Genomic DNA, 19,231 nt, shown 5'->3' on the forward strand with positions numbered 1-19,231 from the left:
CTCAGGCTCCTTGGGTGCGGGCTGCCGGCACTTGCCTGTCTCTCACGACACGCTCCAACTCTTTCAGGCAGGTTGCGAAGATCCCGGAGCGGACCCACTCGGCGACGGGGGTGATGTCGCCATCAACATCGAAGTCTGCCGACCACGCGACAAAGGAGCAATTATCCTCAGTGACTGGGTGTACCGTGAGCGTTGCTGTGTAATCGATGACTGGGACGTCGCCGCTGATGACGGAGTACACGATCCGCCGGTCGCGGTCAGAGAGTTCAAGGAGTCGTTCCTGAATGACCTTTCCACCGGTCACGGTGTTCGTCCGGACAACACCGACCTGGTCGGCCGAGGCCCCGTCGCTGAGCACGCAGCTTTCGACGAACGGGAACCAGACGGGCAGTGCACCAAAATCGCGGATGATCGGCCATACGCTGTCGGCAGGGGCATTGACAACTTTGCTGTAGTACACACGAGTCATTTGGTTTCTCGTAGTCGCGCCGAAGGGCAGCAGCACGCGGTGATGCCGCGGAGCCGCTTGCGCACCGGCACGGTTGAAATGACCTGCCATACTCACTTTCCGGCGCGCTGTGGTCGCCAGTTGTGGGATGCGGGCTACTTGCCATATGGTAGGAAAAGCCGATAATTTGGTCTATGCGGTATAAACCACATTATCTATTCGACTGAGCCACATAATGAGAAGGGCAGAGTACGCACGCTTACGGGCATTCATGGAGGTAGCGGAACAGGGGAACTTTGCTCGCGCGGCCGGTGAGTTGCGCCTGTCCCCGTCGACCCTCAGCCAGGTTATCCAGGAGCTGGAGAAAGAACTGGGTGCGCGGCTATTGCATCGGACTACGCGCAGTGTCTCGTTGACAGAAGCGGGCGCACGGCTACTGGCGAAACTGAAGCCTGCGATGGCGGCACTCGACGACGCGTTAGCGGAGGTGCAAGGAGCAGACGCGCGGCCATCCGGAACGGTGCGCCTGCACATTCCGCACATCGCCCTGGAGCAGTATCTTCTCCCGTTGCTGGGGGAGTTTCACCGCAGCTATCCCAACATCGTTCTCGATATTTCAGCTAACGACGCGGTGGTCAATATCGTTCAGGAAGGTTTTGATGTCGCGGTTCGACTCGGCGAATATCTGGAACCGAACATGGTGGCGGTGCCCCTCGGCGGGCAGATGCGCCAGTTAGCTGTGGCCTCCCCCGATTACCTTGCCAAGCACGGGGTGCCGCAAGAACCGTCAGATTTACAGCAGCATCAATGTATCAATTGGCGCTGGCATCAGCCTGGTGGCTACGGGTTCTACGAATGGGAATTTGTGAAGGATGGCAATCCGGTAGCAGTTGCCGTCGATGGCCCGCTCGTCGTGTCGCATCGCCACATCGGGCTGGCAGCGGCATTGCAGGGCGTCGGCATCGCCCTGTGGAACCAGCGAATGGTGGCGCCATACATCAAGTCGGGCCAGTTGATACCTGTCCTGGAAAGCTGGTCTCCCTGGTTCCCAGGTTGGTTTCTGTACTACCTGAAGCAGCCTCGTACTCCAGCGGCGGTCAAGGCCCTGGTCAACTTCCTTCGCGAACGCGCACCTGCGATGAGCGAGACGTTTCCATCGACCGCGTGTAGCTTTCCCTGATATTCGCGTAGTCGGTGGATACACGACAGCGCCAGGTATGCCCGCGCGGACTGAATTCCGGGCCACCGCCGGAGTGACCCCTGAGGCTCGACTAGTCGGCGCGAAGAATTTAAGCCACTTGCAGGGTGCGTTATGTTTCGAACTGGGTTGACGGATAACGGTGTCCGCGTGTCCGGGGTTACAGGGGCAACTCCATTAGCCCCCCTTCTGCCCATCAGACCTGATGGGCGAACAATGATTACGTGTGGGAGTCGGAGACCGATGCGTCAGCCTGGATGGAGGTCGCGCATCCCGAACTCGATGGGCGCACGCCCCACGAAGCGGCCGCGACCGAAGAGGACGCCGCGCGCGTCGAAGCACTACTTTGGCGGCTTTTCTATGGAGTTCCGGGGTGAACGCGCAGCGATCATTCAGGAAGCACGGTGCATTTGACTCGACAATTGGGTTGCCGGCACTGCGGGCTGACCATCCGCGATCCGCTTGCGCTGCGTCCTTTCCGTCAGTGAGATCGAAGGGCAGTGCGTACCGCTAATTCGATCCGAAGCTCGGCGGTGGGTCCCGGTCCGCTGGCACGAGGCCTAGTTGCTTCGCGGTCGCTGTGGGCAGACGCATAAGGGCCGTTCCCGCCGCGGCCTCCATGTCGGCGAATAGTGTGACGTTGATCTTCACACCGAAATTTCGAGGTATAGGACGTCATCTTGCTCGAACAATTCGGAATAGAGGCGCCAAGCTGGCAGATCCCCGATGCGCTCACTGTTGCGAATCAATATTCTGATGCTCATGGGCGTTTTCCGTTGTGTCATTGCCGGAACAGCTCCAGCGCGTTAAGAACCGGCTTATCATGAATCCTCGTCCAAATGAGCCGGACAGCGTGTGGTCATCCAGCCATTCCTTTTGATCAGCTGGAGGGCAGGCTTCTCTCCAGTTCGTCACGCATCTGTGCCTCTCCATTTTTTTCGGAGCAGGACACGCTCGGTTGTCACTTGAGGCATCCGTCTTTTCCCGGCTCGGAAAGCCGGCGACATTCGGCATAGTGGTTTCGGATCGTCGCGCCGCCAGGCCCTGACACTTCAATTTCAATTACATCGCCAACGTGCCAGCCTTGGACTTCGAGTTCTGCCCACAGCGCCTCGGGCAGTTGAAGTACGCCATCGCCGCTGCCGTCGGAGGCGTCCCGGATGTTGACTGTCCAACGTTCGTGGAATATCACAATATGTCCTCCACTAAGCGCCGAATGACAGCCCTTATGAGCGGGCGACAGGATCCTCTTGTGGCGCCGGGCGGATAGGCAAACAAAGCGTTCCGTCGTGGGGTCTACTGGAGAACGTCGGCGAGCCACTTCGCGATGCCGCCAGCTCGTATGCCGATGGCCGAGTCGGGTGAGCCGAAGCGCTCCACGACTTCGCCCGCGCACACAAGCCGAATCGCTGACGGCGTGCTTCCAGCTGCTGCGCTCGACGGAGGGTACAGGCCAGACCATCGAGCCTTGAAAGCGGTTATCGATCATGTCATCCCGCACCTCCCACCGTTGCCACGTGACCCACGCCACTGGCAGGGCGCCGCCACCCGCTGCCCCGATTGGAAGGACCCAACGGTGCATCGACGCCCACTCGGTCACGACATGTGCCATCGGGATCCCACACGTCCTTGAGCGCCAAAAGCGCTGTTAACGTTCGTCACCGGATACGGCTTGCACTTGCCTCATGTGCACGAACCATATTGCCAGCAATGCAGGATGCGAATCTCCCACGGCTCTCTGCCTTCACCAGCAGCTCGGCAGCGCTGCAACCGCCCAGAGCGCTCATGTGGGATGACAGCTAGTGTGACCAGCGAGTATCGCGAGTAACTGTCTCGTCCCGCGCACTGCGCGAGTCCGTTCTGCAGGCGTCGTCATCGCACTCTCCATCGGTTCGAATTTGGGCAACCACCCATCAATGACACTATAGTCGCATATACGAGACTTTCAAGCTAGGGAATTCGACCTTTTAGGTGACCACAGTAGTAGGAATGGGATCGCAGACTCAAGAATCAACGCAATCTCGGCGATCACACCGCCGGTCATGCTGGCCGCACCGGCTATCTGTCTACCTAAGGGATGGTGAGTTCGGACCTGCCAGAAAGGAGACGAAGCCCAAGCAGAAGATGAAATTGGGTCAGGTTACGTCCGTGAGGTCTACACGGAAATCCGTTCGTCCCAATGCTCTCATGCACTGCAGGTAAAACGCGAAGCTAAAGCTACCTCGAGAGAGCTTGTTACCGACGGATCGTTCAGTCTCGCTGACGCCGATGTCAGCAAGTAATAGGCCCCCGCACGAAGCGAGCATCTCGACACGACGCGGCGATTCGTCGCTGCCCGCGGAATGGGCGGCGCAGTGCGTCATCATCCAGCCGTTCTTGCTCACCAGCTCTCCCCTGTTGCCGCATACCTCACAAATCCGGCCGGTCATTGTTTCGGCAAGCTCGATCATGGCACGCTGCCGGTCGTCTGCCCCGTCCGCATAGAAGCGCAGAACCCCGAATTTTTCCTTGACCTGCACCGCGACTACCTGCGGTGCGCCTGCGGACGTGGTCGCGTGCTGAAGGTTCAGGGCTAGCGCATCCAACAAGTCGAACCAACCATCGCCGCACTCGAATCCCCAGACCGGGAATGGATCCGGCGCCGGGCCGCACGGGTCACGAGGCGGGAGAGCTGAGCGGAAAATAAGCGGATAGCGATCGCGCAAGCTTTTCTGCAGTTCGTCACGCATCTGTTCCTCTCTATCGCTGAGTTCGCAACGGAATTCGCACGAATCTCAGACAGGGTGTCGTGCGTCTTCGGTAGCCATTCCGGCCAGTCCTGCCTTCAGCCCTGCAATGGCCGCTGGCACCGCAATGCCGAGCACCGGATCCGTAAGCACGAGATGACCTTTTGCCCAATCCGGCCATACGGATACACATTTTCGCTTCGAGCATCACGGTGCTCATGCGACTTAGCTCCGGTTGCTACGTCTGGCCGCTGCAATGACTTCCTGGGGCCGATCCAGCGCATCCTTTGGCGCAACCGCCTGCATCTGTTCGTCGCTGATCCACCCGTTCGGGAAATGAAACCATGCGGCAGTCTTCCAGCTATCGGCGACCGGGCCAAGCTCCTTGAGAATATCGCGAATGAGGGGCAGCGGCTGGCAAGTAGTATCAAACTCGTAGGCCGCAAAGTACGCCCGACCAGCGACCGTCACGCTGTAGATACGGCCACGCCGCTTCCAGTCGCTTGCTGGTTGAGACCTTCTGCAAGGCGGCCTCTTTTGCCGCGCGTTGACCTGCGCTGCGGTCAGCCATTCGCCCAGCTCCAACACGGTCCGCATGGTTTCCTGGCGGCGGAGACCCTCGGTCAGCTGGACCATGCGGAACCTCCTATGCCGAAATTGACGTCGAATGCGTGCCCGTCCAGCGCGAAAGGATCGCGCAGGTTGCGCAAGTGCTCATTGCAGATGCCGATCTCAGTCATCCGCAACTTGCGCAGCGGACTAACCATGCACCTGCCCTGCCACATGATCTCTCGCAGCCTCCAGCACAGCCGAAGGGGCCGACGCTATGACTTCGCGCGGGCGCTTGCCGTGCAACATGCTGTTCGTCGACTCAAACCATGAGGCGATCCGAAGAGGCGTGTATCCCTTGAACACCTTCAGGATCTCCACCATTTCAGGAATCGGATTTCCTAGCACGTCAAAGACGTAGCCGGGATACAAGGTCTCGCCAGCCCACTCGATGGCAAACACTTTACCTTCCGCCTGCCACTGGTCCGCCGCCTCCGTACTTGCTCCCGCGCTCTCCCGCTTACCGACCGTCTGTGCCGTCAACCAATTCGTACCGTTCAGCACCGCTTGTGCCGCCTTCGCCTCCATCCCGTCACGCAAAGGTGCGGCCGCCACCTTTGTCCTGTCGTCTCGTTGCGCTTTCTCCATCGCCCGCTCCGTGATCAATTTTCGGGTTCACTATGCATGGCCGACCACACTACATCGCCCGCCGAGACGACCGCCTCCTTGCCACCGACCAGAGCAAACAGCGCCCTCGCAAGTTCGTTGAGTTTTGAGCGCATGCCTAGCCGTGTGACGCACCTCTCGCCTCGGCCTGCGCCGCGAAAATCACACTCCCGGGGTCCCTTGGCGAGCAAATCGAGGTGCCGACCAGCATCTTTGTTCCTGTACATCCTGACTCAATAACGGGGCTAGACCCAGATCCCATGGCGGATGCGCGCGAGAGTCGTTTGGACACGGTCCACCCCATTTACGGCCGACAGCAGTCGACCGGTCTGGCCATTCCGAGTGCCTGGTTAGGCGTCAGCAGCCATTGATCCCGATCACGGAATTTTCAAACACGTCCGTAGCATCCTCGTATGCATGGACGATCCGTGCCTCCAGACCGACTGGATTCACTTGTCCGGCTGGCTGACCACTTTCGAGCCGCGCCCGGATGCGCATCAACACGCGCTCGGGGTCGGGCTCGCCAGGCCACGATTCTCCACATGCATCTCCCATCCCATTTCTCATCTCGTCCGGTACCAGAAACTCACCTCCCGCCGCTATCATGCGGCACGAGCGATCGCCCAGATGGCTCCGCCTTCAATCGTCAGGACCACAGACTATATTGACGATAAACAGTGCCCGACGCTGGTCAGGCGGCCGGCTCGTGCGGCTCATCTCGTCAGCGTTGGCCGCCAAGAAAGTCGAACCAATCGTGCGCATAGGCGCAGCCGTGATCGGGAATGGACGAACCGCTCAGGTTCTGATCAAAGAATGTTCGAGTGGGCTCCGGGATCTCGTCCAGCCGCACGTAATGGTGGCCCGCATCGTTCGTCCGGACCGTCACTTCGGGTTTCACAGGTCGCGGTGGAAGTTCTTCGCGACCGTCATTGAGGGCAGCCGCGACGCAGCGCGCAGTGAGATCCCATACACTGCTCGCCCATCGCGGATAATCTCGGACGAATGCAGGCTCGCCGACCACACCGAGCGACGCTTCTTGCAAGATCACCCTATAGTCCCCAAGTGCGCCGTCGCCCAGCCGCGCAATGTCCGCCGTTGCGATGACACGCTTCGCGCATTCACTTCCACAAGGTAGCAACTCAACGGTGACTCGCAGCATCCGACTCACCTCCCCATCAGCGACTCTGGGAATTGCGAGAGCTGTGCAGCAACTTCTTGGTAGCCAGCGCATCCGATCTGGACGTCGGCGATTGAGAGTGATCCTCCCTCAACGTTCCCCACAGCGTCGGAAGTGAATTGCTTGAGAGCGTAATGTCGGCGTCTGACGGGAAGTGTCGCAAGAGTTGAATGGCCAGGGTACGGACAAGGCAGTGGTTAAACGGGCCCGTATTACCAGCAAGTATCGCGAGTAACTGTCTCGTTCCACGCACGGAGCGGGTCCGTTCTGCAGGGGTCGTCATCGCACCCTCCATTGCTTGCCGCACGACACGCGGGCTAGCTCAAACTTGCACATCAATCCCATTTTCATGATTATAGTCTCATATATGAGATATGCAAGCTGCGGAAAGTGGTATTTCCAGACATACTGCATTCCGATGGGGGAACGCTGGCGGCACAAAAAGTAACGCAACCACGGCGAGGGGACTCTCCTGGTCATCTGCACCGCACCTACAACCTGTCGGCTCCAACGGCGCCACACTCGGGGTGCTGCCAAGGTGATAAAGCCCACGCAGAAGATGAAGTCGGGGTTAGGTGACGTCTGTGAGGTCCACGCGAAAATCCGTTCGACCCAATGCCTTCATGCACTGCAAGTAAAACGCGAAGCTAAAGCTACCTCTAGACAGCTTGTTGGCGATAGATCGTTCAGTCTCGCTGACTCCGATGCCAGCAAGCAACAGGGCGAGTTGTCGATAGCTAACCCCGTGCCGAACAAGTTCGGCGCGAAGCACGTTCCTAGCCACCTCATACCAGTCCATCCGCCCTTACCCCTGCAAAAAGGCGGATTATTCCTTGCCTCTCTCAAATACGCTCCTATAATCCCATATGTGAGATTTATATCGCATAAACGCGCCTAACACGATCCGACTGTTGGGCAGTCATTGCTGCGTCGAAGAAAGATGGATACGTCTTGCTGCCGCATCTGTATGACCCGAACCCTCATGCCGCGCCTTTTTAGATGGAGTTACACGCTGGCTCGCGCTGTATGCGGATAAGTACTTCGATGGTGCCTCATCGATGCGACCTTCTTTGGGCTATCGCCTAAGCCTCAAATGCGAAGTAGGGATGGTAGAAAGATGGTGCTCTTTCTAAATTTCGACGGCGTGCTACATCCTAACGCCGTGCAGTTCGACAAAAAAAACCACCCAGTTCTGCACGCACCACGGCATCGCCTCTTTGAGAGCAGCAATGTACTCGCAGAAGTCGTCGCAGACTTCGACGACTTACGTCTAGTCCTTAATACGTGGTGGACATACAAAGTTGGATTTGAAGAGAGTTTGCGCCACCTTCCGAGTTCCCTTTCATCACGGGTTGATGCGACTATCCTTCAGCATGCCAGCTTTTACCCAGCTACTCCTCATCGGATCGAGCTAGCTACGGATGCCGCGAAGAACTCCGCGGAACCGGTTCTCATACTTGACCACGCAGATTCCCGATACCCCAAGTGCTTCCTGCGACTTACGCTGCTTCTCGAACCACAAATTGGATTAGCTGACCCAAGGGCAGTTCACGTACTCCATCGCATAGTTTCACGCACAACCACCAAGAAGTAGCTCGCAGGGAACAAAAAGCGTCGCTTAAGTCATCTCATCGCACTGCCAGCATCGTAAATCCTCCCCGATTGCTATCGAGCACTCCGTGACCTCGCAAGCTCGCTCAGGATCTCGACGGCCAGAAAGCTGGCCAGAAGATTTCCCTGTTCGCTCACAACTATTTGGTACTACACCATATGGCATTGACGGAGCAACGCGCGAAAACGTTCAGAGTTTTTTCAGACGTACGGCAAACGCACATGGGCTACTACCCCGTTCCCTTGCGTTTCACGTAATAGTTCCACCGATGGGGATCCCAACACTAGTCTCAGCGGATTTCATAGCCGACGAGTGCTACCGGAAAAATTTGTGCGGGACGAGCGCGAGCGCAGCTCGCTGGATTTCTTTATTGAATGACTTCACTTCCCGCTCCGACCTGCAACTATTAACCTTGTCCCCTCTTAAAAGTCTAGTATCTTCGTATCAGCTTATCGACTCGAAGAACCGATTTTGCCCGTTATGCTACGCGGAGGACGAAAGAGCTGGACGTGAAAAGTATGATCGCCTGCTGTGGACAATACGATGTGTTACGGCATGCCCGTTACATCTATGCCGACTGATTGTTGAGCCTCCATTTAAAGGGCATCGCCCATTCTCCTTCACGGTTCCGGGTACGTCAAGAATTGACGGGACCGGCCTCGCAAACGTCGCCATCGAACGAGCTTCAAATTACGAGGTAGAAGTCTCCAAAAAAATATGTGAATTAATTGACTATCTATCGATAGAAACACATACGAAATCATCGTTTCCGGATTTTTTGCTTCAAGCAAGCTATAATTTTTTTGATGGAAATTCCGCTGCTCTCGCGCGCCACCTTGGAATATCCAAGTCGCAAATTCATGGTTGGATGCACGATGCAATTCTCCCAAGTCTGGCGTGTGTTACGCGAATTTCCCATGCTTTTGATTGCACTATCGCCGACGTATTATCTGGAAATACAGTTGGTATTCGACTACATCATGGAAGAAAATTTTCCCGTGGCTTATTCGGCCTCGCGCGACGCGTAGGCTATAAGCTGCCCCGTGAAGAACTGCTCGCGTCCCTCGCAACCTTTCTGATGTTCAACCCCAATTCGAATGCTATAGACGCGGCAAGACACCTTGACGTATCGCCGAAATTCCTTCGGGAAAACTTCCCAGAGCAAAACGAGGCACTTGTCATCGCTGGCCGTCTCCATCGGCAGCGAACTTCCCAGGAACGGAAAGACGCGAAGGACCGCGCATATGAGGAATCACACCTCGCGATAAGAGACAGCGGCACCTACCCTTCACGAAGGAAGATCGTGAAAAAACTCCAGGAACGGGGAATCCGACTAACTTATGCCGATGAGCGGCGCGTAACGAGAAGAGCAAGAGCGGCTGCGATACCGAATTCCCCCGGCTAGGCTTTTTCCTACGAAGGAGCGTTTCTGTTCGATCGCCATCAGACCATTCATTGCGTTCTGCGCACATCCTTTCTCTTCACTTCTATAGCCGCATACAACTCGGTTCTTCGGAGACAGAAGAGACGATCGGACGCGGTAAAAGCGCTCTTGACGAACGGCTGTTCATCGGGATCACGGACACGGACTAGCAAACCGCTGCGCACCGGACAGCGCCTAGATCGAACTGCGTGGCGACGAAGCGGCATTCGACGGCCAGGGCTTCCTAAGCGGCAGACAGAGCGAGACCAAACCGCGTTGCTCCCGTCGGGGGGCGTCAGAGTCCTCAACCAATCCAAGCCTCGATGGACATCCTCAAGCGGAAGAAATGAGCGATTCGGCCAGCCGGCCGAATCAGACGAACCAACACGCAACAGTGTAGGTATTAACCCCGACTTCTCGCTTGCTTAAGGATCGCTCGCAGTCCCATCCACGCACTATCTCTGGCAGACCCAAAAAACTGGAGAACATTTCGCTCGGCGAATCGACGAACTTTTCGCAGATAGATATCCCTTATCGGGGGCAACCCGTCTTCTTCAAGGACTTGCTCGCAGATTCGTTCGTATTCAGCAGACACTTGGGAGAAAACCGGATGGCTGGCGATCTTCTTGCGTGCATCAACGACCGCTAGCCGATAATAAACGGCTCTCCTGAGTTCGCGGCGCAACATCGCCTCTCGATATAAGCACCAGAACGCGACGAAGCGGTCAAATTCTGCGTCGCTGCACCCTTCGACGGCACTCGTAGCACTCTTAACACCTTCGTCAAGCGCGCGAATTTCGTCGTGCAGTGAGCTTCGCTTGCGCCACCATGCAGGAGTGGACGGAAAACCCTCCTCGGCAACGTAGAAAAACCAGACCGAGTTCGGACCGCACAGGGAAAGCACTGTCGCGTGAAGCAACTGGGAAACACGGTCCAGAGAAATTTCGCGCTCCATAAGCTCCCACGGCTCGTAGTAGAAGCGTGTCACCCGATCACCACGCGGACGTTCCGCGACCGCGGCCAGCCAGTTGTAACCATAACGGCCACCGCCCTTCGAACTCAGGACATGTTTTCCACTCTTCAGCTGATAGAGGTACTTGCTATTGGAACCTGGGGCGCTGTCTGGTGCCGCAAGGCGCTTGCTAATGGCAGAAGCGCTTTCACCAAGGATATAAATCGCTGCTGCAGCCCAAGCCATTGTCGCAGCGCGACCAAGTTGCTCGTGGAAAATCGACCTCTTGCCAGAGGTGTCCCAGACTGGGGTCGGAAGCGGGTACGTGGCCATGTCCAATCTCCTGCGCCGAGTGTAGTCCACTGGCATCGACAATACACCATTTCCTCCAACTGAGTGGTTCCAACATGACGTCTCGCTGTGCGGTTACACCGCGGCGAGTTGCCGTTTTCATGGGAACTGTTAGGTTTGTCGCTGTGGCCAAGTCAGGCGAGTATGGATCTGGAGCACTTGCCTGTTGGAAGGCGAACGCTTCATCCTTGCCAGGCGAAATGAAAAATATCGTTATCAATATATTTCGGATGCCTATCCATGTGCACCGCGCTTGAGGTCATCAATTGCGATGAACCTTCCCATGGTCGATAGCCAGACAGTTCCTCGCCATCGTCCACATCATCCAAAGACAATCGACATTCAGATTATCAGAATCCATCGAATATTTTTCAATGGTGGTTACCTTTGAGCTGGCCGTGACTAGAAGCCGATCCAAAGCCACTATTGACTGGAGCGAAGTATGAGAATTGAGCTGCCGATCACCCTCGAGCCAATTTCGGTGTGGAAGCAGAACGAGAAGCAATGGATGGAAACCTGCCACCTCGGATCTGCAAAACGATTCACTGATGAAGAGCGATCGAAGGCTTTGCAAGATTGGGGAGTCCCCGCTGCTGGACAGACATACATCCTGCGATCCCTACGGGAAGCACCCACGAGAAAATTTCCGGGTATAGGCGGAAATGTTAGGTCCCGTTACACGTCAAAGAAGATGGGCTCCCGTATCGCGACAGAGAGCAGGCGGGTTGAATTTCCCGCTGTGTTAAAGGCCGACTTTGATGGATTCACTCGCGAATTCTGCTGCCAGCCAGTTGGGGTCCGAATCACGAGAACGATTCGCCGGACCTCACGTCACGGCCGAAAGGAAACCGAATATCAATATGACGTTCCCTACACACCGGATCTTCTACGCCTTACCGACTATGGTGCCTTTGTCGAGGAATGGAAAACCGAGGCCGAACTCATCAAGTTGGCAAAGAAATTCCCCGATCGGTTCTACAAAATTGATGGCACATGGCACTGCCCGGAGCGAGAGGAATACTTTAAAGAACTGGGTATCACGTTTTGCCTTCGCTCCTCCGCAGAGCATAACGACCAATTCGCGGTAAATCTGGAGCATCTCTCTGCCTTTCTGACGGACGATTCGCGGCCCATTACGGATGACGCGATGTCTGCCATCGAAAAATTCCTCAGGAAGCGTGACGGTGCGGCGAGTTTAGCCGCGTTAAATCATGAGGCATATGAAGATGATACCCCATGGAATGAGGATGTCGTTCCAGAAGCACCGCCGGGTCGATTTCGAAGGGACGATGTCTGGAAGGCTATCGCCGACCAGAAGACCTTTGTCGATCTGGAATACGTCGACCTCTCCGATCCTTACGACGTTGTTGTCTGCCTGACCCGAGAACAGTTAGAACTTGTCCAGTGGCGCCGTCCGCCACCTCATGCAGTCTCAACCCATTTTGAGATGACTGTCGAGATCGGAACCGAGTTCATGTTTCGCGGTCGGCCTGACGTGTACACGGTCACCGGATTACCCGAAGGTAAAGTCCTCTTTCGGAACTCAGCAGCAAACGTATTTGAACAAGAATCAGAGGACCAGTTCCAACTGCTCATGTATTGCGGGGATGTTCGTCTGCTCTCGACACCTAAAACCACGGACCAACTATTGGCGGAGAATGAACCGATTAGCGACGAGAGAATTCAAGCGGCGAATCGCAGATTCGAATTGTTGCAATTACTTGACGAAATCGCCGACGCTCCTCATCCGTATACCCAGAGGACTATTCAGCGTTGGAGAAAGTTGAGACGGGAAGCCGGAGATTCCCGACCGCTTCAGAAGCTTGCTTTGGTTCCGAAGCGCCCTGGAGGACGGGGGCCTCAAATCACGCCGGATGTAATCGACGCAATTCGGGAGGTCGCCCTCGGCGGCAACACCCCAACAAATCCGCTCCAGTCTAATAGCTACGAGGCATTCAAGAGTCTCTGTAAAGAACGAAACCTGAGGCCTTGCTCCAAGAATACTTTCTATCGACGATCTGTGGAGTTCCGCGATACGCGAGCGAGACAAGGTCCCCGCTTTGCTTACAATAAAGAGCCCGCAGTATGGTATCTGCATCGCCACGACAAAATTCACGGCGGGCGTCCATTCCACCGAGTCCATATAGACCATACCAAGCTTGATGTCGTAGTCAAAACACGAGGGAGAGGGGGACGCGTCTACAAACTGCGCGCATGGCTCACCGTCGCAATGGACGCGGAGTCACGGGCTGTTCTGGCTTTCTATCTCGCAGCTCACCCGCCAAGTACGGTGAGCTGCATGATGGTTATTAGAGCAATGGTCGCGCGACACAAGCGCGTTCCCGATTTTATTGTTTGCGATAACGGCAAAGAATTTCACTCGAAGGCCTTTGATAGATTTTGTGATCTCAACGATATCACCGTCGATTATCGACCAGCCCATCAGTCACGATTCGGTGGCGTGCTTGAGCGCCTGTTCGGCCTTACCAACACAGAACTGATTCACAATCTAAGGGGCAACACGAAAGCGACTAAACACGTCCGGACAATAACACGCTCGGTAGACCCGATGAATGCTGACCACCTCACCTTCGTCGAGTTACACGGTCTTCTCGACTACTTTTTCTTTGTCGAATATAACCGTGAGAAAATCCATCCAGCCCATGACCATACACCAGAATTATATATGCATAAGCGGTTCATAGAAACAGGGAGACGTCTAACAAGGCTTCGCCCATATGACACACAATTTATGCTCCAAACTCTCATTCCAGCACCCAGAAATCCATATACAATAAATTCAGGCATGGGAGTTCTAATACGCCCCATCTGGTATTGGGCCGATGAATTTGCAGCGGCACGCCACAAAGAAAGAAAAATTGATGTCTATGTCGATATGTGGGATGTCAGTGTGGCATATGCGATCGTAAATAAACATTGGGTAAAGTGCGTTTCACATTTGCTGCTTCGCTATCGCAACCTTACATCAATCGAGTTGCGTTATGCTCTGTATGAGGTCCGTCTACGACTCAAAGCTTCTCCCGGTGAAAATTTCCAATCGGTTCTTGACGACGTATTTGCCGATAATATTCTTCCGCCAGTAGCTGAAGCCACCGCCGCAACGAGAATGCTCTACGGCCCGGCAGGACTCACCTCGATTTCCCCCCCTGCCGCGCGCACGTGTGAAGATCACGACGTACCATCTACCAACCCTAGGAACTCCACGACCTTCATTGATAAGCATGACGAAGGATATGAATATCCATCCCCTTCGAAATTCAAAATTGATTATGCAAGCCTTCCGATTAGACAACCAAACTAAGTGTACGTTTCGATATGATCCAGCATCCGCGACGCGAGAGATGGCTCAAGAGACACAGCGAAATCTTCGATGTCTCATGTCGCTCTATCGACATAATTTTCCACAGCACAGCGGATTGCACTAGTCCTACATACTCGCATCTGGAGGTAATTCAGAAACCTCGTCTTTCCAACGTGGATTAAAACGTCATCAGCATTTCTGAAGACATCAGGATGACATTATCAATGGGAGCCAAGCATCGTGATTACTAGAGAGCAGGCCATCGCGGGCTCACCTCGTGACAAGAAAATATATCAGCTAAACCTCTCAATTCCTCATGGAAATTTGAATAGAGTTCTAGATGACGTAAAACCGCTTATGGAAGAGGATTCAGGTCTCTCCATCGTCGTGATTGTAGGACCTCCCGGAGTCGGAAAATCATCTCTCGGCAGGAGATTACTAAGAAAAACTCTTGAAAAATATTCTTATTTGATTCAAGAGAACCCAGCCATCATCCCCGCTGTGATGGTGGAAGTCGACTCGCCCGACAAGAAACAGGAAATAGACTTCGGCCTATTTTTCGCGCGGATCTGTTCGGCGCTACTATCGCCAAGCGTTCTGGATGGTTTTGCTACTCCAAAAAGTATTTCTGACGTTATTGACTACACTCAAAAAAGTCGGCTAATGCTCGAAAGAGCCATAGCCGGACGAGATCTTCGACATTTGATTCTGGATGAGGTGATTCACTTTTTAGCATCATCAACACCTCCTGAGCACTACGGAAATCTTCTGAAATCGCTTTCAAACAGATCAAATTTTGATCTACTCCTACTCGGCGCATATGGAAGCGAAGAGATAATTCACGCGAGTGGTCAGCTAGCGCGCCGCATCATTATTCTGCACTACCAGCGCTACACAGATTCCGCCGACGATTACAAGGAGTATGCTACGTTCATGAAATCAGTCGCGTTGCAGATGCCATATCAGTTTGAAATAGATCTGGAACACAGTATTGATTACCTATTCGAGGGAAATTTCGGAATTCCTGGTTCATCGGTAGACGTATTACAGAAAGCTGCTGCGCGATGCTCAAGAGAAAAGTACCCAACGCGGTGCGATGACTTCCTTGTGAAACATATGCCTTCCATAAAGGCGCAAAAGGAGATTGCGATGGAAACTCTACGCGGCGAAGAGCGAATCCAGCCGTATCTTCAAAATCAGCAGCGGGTTAAATACGCGACAGAGGAGGAAATGCGGGCGTTGTTAGCCGCAGAGCAAGCCGAGAGGAGTAAGTTGAATCGAAATCGAGCTCGATGAAATCTTCTATCCAATTGGTGAGCATTCCCATCGGCTGGCCAGATGATGCTCCGCCGCGGTCGGCGTGCTTTGGCTTAACCCCTGAAGGAGAGAGCGGCGAAAGCTACGAAGATCTAGTCAGCTACTTCCGTAGATTGTGCGCTTGCCACGGCATATTCCCACATTCGTTTGCCTGGCGAGTCAGACCGTTATTCGAAAATCAAGAAGTATGCACCCCGAACTTTAACCAATACGCTACCGTTATGAACGGCGTGAGCGGAGTAGCAGCTACGTGGGTCGACGTACTGGAAAAGCTTACCCTGCGCACTGACCTGATTCTGAGAACGCTCCTTCCCCTACGCGGGGTGATCGGACGCACCAAACTCTTATACCGAAAAGAGCGTTTCTGTCCATGCTGCTATCGTGATGACGAGGCTCTGGGTCGCCCAAAATACAATCGATTGCTTTGGTCGATCGAATGTGTGGAAGCCTGCCCCCTGCACAGCACTCTTCTTGAGACCGCCCCTGAGGCGTCAAAGCGCAATCGGTTTACGTTCTGGCTGCCGGGAATTTCTCGTCTTGATGGCGGCAGCCTAGCAAATCACAAGGCTCGACAGGCCAGTGATCAACAAGTTCGAATGGCCCGTTTGATCGCTGACCTACTGGATGATATCCATGAAGATCCAGAAGCATTCGCAAATGGCGCTCCGATTAGCGAATTTTTGCAGCACGCCGCGATTACACTGTTCGAAGGGAAGATAAGCAAGCTATTTAGTCACCTACGGTGCCCCAAATCATTTTATAAGTTGAAGTATGGCGCGACTAGGCCGTCGCTTCCTTTAGTTGCACATATTGCTAGTACTTTCGACTGCGACATTTCCGACATTCTTCTAGGAAGAAAAGTGCCTTTGAAAATAATTGATTTGAGCTTCGATTTCAAAAGATTAAATTGCCGACGGCACTTCCGCATTGTCGAATCGTCAGATGCTTTGCTCACGGACCTTAAGAATCTCGAGAGTTCGGGGATGGCGAAAAATCTCAATCAAACCTGCAGTCTTCTTGATGTAAATAAGGATCGTTTGCGCAAACTGGCGCCAGATATCGTCGCGCGAATAGTGAAAATTGGACGGGAGGACAGACACAGGCAAAAATTTGAACGGGAAGAGTCCAACTTTGCCAAATATTGGCAATGCTATCAAGAACTACGCTCACAGCACGTCCGGCCAACGAGAAATAGAGTTTCGTCGCTAGTAACTCAAAGAACAGGAAGAAAATTCAACTGGTCTGAAGCTTCAAAGTTTCAGACTAGAGCGTCGCGGTTATCAGCGGCCATTAAGGTTGCCGGGGACGCTCCCGATAAGCCGCCCTCAAAAAATCGGGACACAACAAGGACAACCAATTCTTGTCGTAAACGACATTAATTGATGAACTCTACAAACATGCCGGAATGCCCCGGAAGCCTTGCCGGGCGGAAGGCAGCCGGAGTCGAACCGACCTGAGAGCGTCTGACGCCCTCAACTGGGTTTGAAGCCCAGCCGCACCACCGGATACGAATGCCTTCCTACGGTGATTGAATGACGCGTGCCCGATAGAAACAGGCCGCAGAAGCCAGATCAACGCAGATCGAGCCAGCGGCTATCCGTGCGCACGAGGTGCAGGCCACGGTGGAAGCGAGTATACCCAACCCGGTCGAAGAACTCCAAAAGCTGGATCGCGCGTTTTCGGCCGAGTCCGGTCGCGTCGCGAAACGGCGCCGCCGCCACGGTGCCGGCGTTCTTGTGCGCCTCCGTCGCCGCGATCGACGCAAGTTCGCGAATCACCTGCTGGTGATAGAACAGGTCATGCACGACCTGGAACAGCTCGCCCTGACGCGCGAGCTTGCGCAGCAACTGACGCACGCGCTCCTCCGGCACACCGTGCCCGTTCGCGAGCTCGCGCACCCACGGCGGATCGAAACGTCCCGCCTCGATCTCGGGCAGCAGCGTCGCGGCAAGCGCCTGATCGGCGGCATCGAGTGTCACGGTGTGGCCGGGCAAATGCAGCCATGGCCCGCGTCTGATCAGCTCGCCACGCGCCGCCGCATCGTCGACCAACGCGCGCCACAGCGCGTCGTCGACCAGTGGCGCCGCGATGCGCCGCAAGCGCGACACGTCCGGGCCCAACTCATCCGGCGAGCGCTCGTGGTATTGCGCGAGCGCACTCGTCACGCGCCCGGCCAGTGCGTGCCATGCCGCGTCCGCGAGCAGCAGTGCGTCATGGCCCGGGAGTTCGATCGTGCGCGTCCCGGCGGGCAACGCGAGCGCGGCTGCCGGCATCCCCGTCAGGCGCTCCAGCAGGGCCCGCGACAAACCGTGTGGCGCGCGCGCGAACAGCGCATCGAGTGAGCCGGTGTCGAGCAGCGTCTGTATCGCGTCGAACCAGCCGAAGCGTTCCGCCGAGCGCCGCTTGCGCGCCGGAGCGAACGGATCGAGCACATGCCCGCCGCCCACCGTGCGATTGGCCTGAGCGTTACGCACGACGAAGCGATCGCCCGGTACCGCGCACAGCGGCCGCTCGAACACGAGTTGAACGCGCGCGCGCTGACCGGGCGCGAGCGTGTCGCCTTCGAGCAGCGCGACATGCGCAACCTGATGCTGCGTGCCGAGATGCACGTGCAGCGGCGTCCAATGTTCGAGCGGGTGCGGCGCGTCGGCGAGCAGCGCCAGCATGACGTCGATACGCTCACTCGCTTGCGACAGTTGCGGATCGACGATCCAGTCGCCGCGCTCGATCGCACTCCTGTCGATGCCCGCCAGATTCAGCGCGCAGCGCTGGCCGGCGCGGCCGGTTTCGGCGGGGCGATTCTGCGCGTGGATACTGCGCACGCGCACCGGCTGATTTTTCGGCGCGAGCAGCATCGTGTCGCCGACGCTCACGCTGCCTGCCACCACGGTCCCGGTCACGATCGTGCCCTGCCCCGCGAGCGTGAACACACGATCGACGGCGAGGCGGAACAGGCCGTCGTCGCGCTTCATACGCCATGTGGCGGCCTGCTCGCGCAGATGCGCATTCAACGCGGCGACGCCCGCATCGCCCGCGCGAGTCGCGCAGGTATCGAATACCGGCGCGTCGCGCAGCACGCTATTGCCGACGAACGCACTCACTTCGTCGTGCACTTCGCGCAGTCGCTCCTCGTCGACGCGATCCACTTTCGTCAACGCGATCGCACCGCGCCGGATGCCGAGCAGTTCGACGATCGCCAGATGTTCGCGCGTTTGCGGCATCACGCCGTCGTCGGCGGCGATCACGAGCAGCGCGAAGTCGATGCCGCTCGCGCCCGCGGTCATCGTATGCACGAGCTTTTCGTGGCCCGGCACGTCGATCAGACCGAGCACGTCGCCGTTCTCGAGCGGCACGTATGCGTAACCGAGCTCGATCGAAATACCGCGCGCTTTTTCTTCCTTGAGCCGGTCCGTATCGACGCCGGTCAGTGCCTTCACGAGGCTGGTTTTGCCGTGGTCGATATGCCCCGCTGTACCGACGATCATGCGTG

At 55.8% G+C, this 19,231-nt stretch carries 17 protein-coding genes, 1 tRNA gene and 1 pseudogene; 8 read left to right on the forward strand and 11 right to left on the reverse strand.

Annotated elements, in window-relative coordinates:
- Position 1: 1 nt before the first annotated feature.
- Positions 2-559, reverse strand: coding sequence for an SRPBCC family protein (locus AB3X94_RS20860; RefSeq protein ID WP_368612573.1), 558 nt, complete (start codon positions 557-559; stop codon positions 2-4).
- A 124-nt stretch (positions 560-683) separates the two neighbouring features.
- Between AB3X94_RS20860 and AB3X94_RS20865 the strand changes: the two genes are divergently transcribed.
- Together AB3X94_RS20865 and AB3X94_RS20870 are read left to right on the forward strand one after the other, a co-directional pair.
- The gene (locus AB3X94_RS20865) at positions 684-1,628 is read left to right on the forward strand and encodes a LysR family transcriptional regulator (RefSeq protein ID WP_368612574.1); all 945 of its coding nucleotides are present in this window, start codon (positions 684-686) and stop codon (positions 1,626-1,628) included.
- A gap of 242 nt (positions 1,629-1,870) precedes the next feature.
- On the forward strand, positions 1,871-2,023 hold the full coding sequence (locus AB3X94_RS20870) for an antitoxin Xre/MbcA/ParS toxin-binding domain-containing protein (RefSeq protein ID WP_368612575.1): 153 nt from the start codon (positions 1,871-1,873) through the stop codon (positions 2,021-2,023).
- A 584-nt stretch (positions 2,024-2,607) separates the two neighbouring features.
- On the opposite strand, the gene AB3X94_RS20875 is transcribed toward AB3X94_RS20870, so the two are convergent.
- The 7 genes from AB3X94_RS20875 to AB3X94_RS20905 form a co-directional block, all read right to left on the reverse strand.
- A complete protein-coding gene (locus AB3X94_RS20875; RefSeq protein ID WP_368612576.1) occupies positions 2,608-2,838 on the reverse strand; it encodes a hypothetical protein in 231 nt (76 codons plus the stop codon).
- 943 nt (positions 2,839-3,781) lie between these two features.
- On the reverse strand, positions 3,782-4,375 hold the full coding sequence (locus tag AB3X94_RS20880) for a DUF6471 domain-containing protein (RefSeq protein WP_368612577.1): 594 nt from the start codon (positions 4,373-4,375) through the stop codon (positions 3,782-3,784).
- Positions 4,376-4,597: 222 nt separating this feature from the next.
- On the reverse strand, positions 4,598-5,008 hold the full coding sequence (locus tag AB3X94_RS20885) for a hypothetical protein (protein ID WP_368612578.1): 411 nt from the start codon (positions 5,006-5,008) through the stop codon (positions 4,598-4,600).
- A 123-nt stretch (positions 5,009-5,131) separates the two neighbouring features.
- On the reverse strand, positions 5,132-5,569 hold the full coding sequence (locus tag AB3X94_RS20890; RefSeq protein ID WP_368612579.1) for a hypothetical protein: 438 nt from the start codon (positions 5,567-5,569) through the stop codon (positions 5,132-5,134).
- 739 nt (positions 5,570-6,308) lie between these two features.
- Complete coding sequence (locus AB3X94_RS20895) at positions 6,309-6,746, reverse strand: hypothetical protein (protein ID WP_368612580.1); 438 nt, start codon at positions 6,744-6,746, stop codon at positions 6,309-6,311.
- Between the two features lie 16 nt (positions 6,747-6,762).
- On the reverse strand, positions 6,763-7,059 hold the full coding sequence (locus tag AB3X94_RS20900) for a BPSL0761 family protein (protein ID WP_368612581.1): 297 nt from the start codon (positions 7,057-7,059) through the stop codon (positions 6,763-6,765).
- A gap of 276 nt (positions 7,060-7,335) precedes the next feature.
- The gene (locus AB3X94_RS20905) at positions 7,336-7,563 is read right to left on the reverse strand and encodes a DUF6471 domain-containing protein (protein ID WP_368612582.1); all 228 of its coding nucleotides are present in this window, start codon (positions 7,561-7,563) and stop codon (positions 7,336-7,338) included.
- A gap of 318 nt (positions 7,564-7,881) precedes the next feature.
- Here AB3X94_RS20905 and AB3X94_RS20910 point away from each other — a divergent pair, with 318 nt between their 5' ends.
- The 3 genes and pseudogenes from AB3X94_RS20910 (at position 7,882) to AB3X94_RS20920 (ending at position 9,404) form a co-directional block, all read left to right on the forward strand.
- Entirely contained in the window at positions 7,882-8,358 is a 477-nt protein-coding gene (locus AB3X94_RS20910; protein ID WP_368612583.1) for an HAD domain-containing protein, read from the forward strand.
- Positions 8,359-8,443: 85 nt separating this feature from the next.
- Positions 8,444-8,944: pseudogene (locus AB3X94_RS20915) on the forward strand (TniQ family protein); the annotation flags it as partial.
- Positions 8,945-9,182: 238 nt separating this feature from the next.
- A complete protein-coding gene (locus AB3X94_RS20920) occupies positions 9,183-9,404 on the forward strand; it encodes a hypothetical protein (RefSeq protein ID WP_368612601.1) in 222 nt (73 codons plus the stop codon).
- Between the two features lie 798 nt (positions 9,405-10,202).
- Here the strand turns inward: AB3X94_RS20920 and AB3X94_RS20925 are convergent.
- A complete protein-coding gene (locus AB3X94_RS20925; protein ID WP_368612584.1) occupies positions 10,203-11,084 on the reverse strand; it encodes a hypothetical protein in 882 nt (293 codons plus the stop codon).
- Positions 11,085-11,544: 460 nt separating this feature from the next.
- Here AB3X94_RS20925 and AB3X94_RS20930 point away from each other — a divergent pair, with 460 nt between their 5' ends.
- From AB3X94_RS20930 to AB3X94_RS20940, 3 genes are all read left to right on the forward strand, one after another.
- On the forward strand, positions 11,545-14,424 hold the full coding sequence (locus tag AB3X94_RS20930; RefSeq protein WP_368612585.1) for a DDE-type integrase/transposase/recombinase: 2,880 nt from the start codon (positions 11,545-11,547) through the stop codon (positions 14,422-14,424).
- 240 nt (positions 14,425-14,664) lie between these two features.
- Positions 14,665-15,720: an AAA family ATPase gene (locus AB3X94_RS20935; protein WP_368612586.1), complete on the forward strand. Its 1,056-nt coding sequence runs from the start codon at positions 14,665-14,667 to the stop codon at positions 15,718-15,720.
- Complete coding sequence (locus AB3X94_RS20940) at positions 15,717-17,120, forward strand: TniQ family protein (RefSeq protein WP_368612587.1); 1,404 nt, start codon at positions 15,717-15,719, stop codon at positions 17,118-17,120. Before AB3X94_RS20935 ends, AB3X94_RS20940 begins: the two co-directional genes overlap by 4 nt.
- 48 nt (positions 17,121-17,168) lie before the next feature.
- Here the strand turns inward: AB3X94_RS20940 and AB3X94_RS20945 are convergent.
- Both AB3X94_RS20945 and selB read right to left on the reverse strand, forming a co-directional pair.
- Positions 17,169-17,261 (reverse strand) — tRNA-Sec (locus AB3X94_RS20945).
- Between the two features lie 51 nt (positions 17,262-17,312).
- Positions 17,313-19,226, reverse strand: a complete 1,914-nt coding sequence (gene selB, locus AB3X94_RS20950) for a selenocysteine-specific translation elongation factor (protein WP_368612588.1) — start codon at positions 19,224-19,226, stop codon at positions 17,313-17,315.
- Positions 19,227-19,231 lie beyond the last annotated feature (5 nt).

Source organism: Paraburkholderia sp. BR10923, assembly GCF_040948765.1.
In the GTDB taxonomy this organism is placed as follows: Bacteria; Pseudomonadota; Gammaproteobacteria; order Burkholderiales; family Burkholderiaceae; genus Paraburkholderia; species Paraburkholderia youngii.

What these genes read in the sequence shown, in the direction of transcription:
- AB3X94_RS20860 (WP_368612573.1), bottom strand. Translation starts at nt 559, where the DNA reads ATGGCAGGTCATTTCAACCGTGCCGGTGCGCAAGCGGCTCCGCGGCAT.
- AB3X94_RS20865 (WP_368612574.1), top strand. Translation starts at nt 684, where the DNA reads ATGAGAAGGGCAGAGTACGCACGCTTACGGGCATTCATGGAGGTAGCG.
- AB3X94_RS20880 (WP_368612577.1), bottom strand. Translation starts at nt 4,375, where the DNA reads ATGCGTGACGAACTGCAGAAAAGCTTGCGCGATCGCTATCCGCTTATT.
- AB3X94_RS20885 (WP_368612578.1), bottom strand. Translation starts at nt 5,008, where the DNA reads ATGGTCCAGCTGACCGAGGGTCTCCGCCGCCAGGAAACCATGCGGACC.
- AB3X94_RS20890 (WP_368612579.1), bottom strand. Translation starts at nt 5,569, where the DNA reads ATGGAGAAAGCGCAACGAGACGACAGGACAAAGGTGGCGGCCGCACCT.
- AB3X94_RS20895 (WP_368612580.1), bottom strand. Translation starts at nt 6,746, where the DNA reads ATGCTGCGAGTCACCGTTGAGTTGCTACCTTGTGGAAGTGAATGCGCG.
- AB3X94_RS20900 (WP_368612581.1), bottom strand. Translation starts at nt 7,059, where the DNA reads ATGGAGGGTGCGATGACGACCCCTGCAGAACGGACCCGCTCCGTGCGT.
- AB3X94_RS20905 (WP_368612582.1), bottom strand. Translation starts at nt 7,563, where the DNA reads ATGGACTGGTATGAGGTGGCTAGGAACGTGCTTCGCGCCGAACTTGTT.
- AB3X94_RS20910 (WP_368612583.1), top strand. Translation starts at nt 7,882, where the DNA reads ATGGTGCTCTTTCTAAATTTCGACGGCGTGCTACATCCTAACGCCGTG.
- AB3X94_RS20920 (WP_368612601.1), top strand. Translation starts at nt 9,183, where the DNA reads ATGGAAATTCCGCTGCTCTCGCGCGCCACCTTGGAATATCCAAGTCGC.
- AB3X94_RS20925 (WP_368612584.1), bottom strand. Translation starts at nt 11,084, where the DNA reads ATGGCCACGTACCCGCTTCCGACCCCAGTCTGGGACACCTCTGGCAAG.
- AB3X94_RS20930 (WP_368612585.1), top strand. Translation starts at nt 11,545, where the DNA reads ATGAGAATTGAGCTGCCGATCACCCTCGAGCCAATTTCGGTGTGGAAG.
- AB3X94_RS20940 (WP_368612587.1), top strand. Translation starts at nt 15,717, where the DNA reads ATGAAATCTTCTATCCAATTGGTGAGCATTCCCATCGGCTGGCCAGAT.
- selB (WP_368612588.1), bottom strand. Translation starts at nt 19,226, where the DNA reads ATGATCGTCGGTACAGCGGGGCATATCGACCACGGCAAAACCAGCCTC.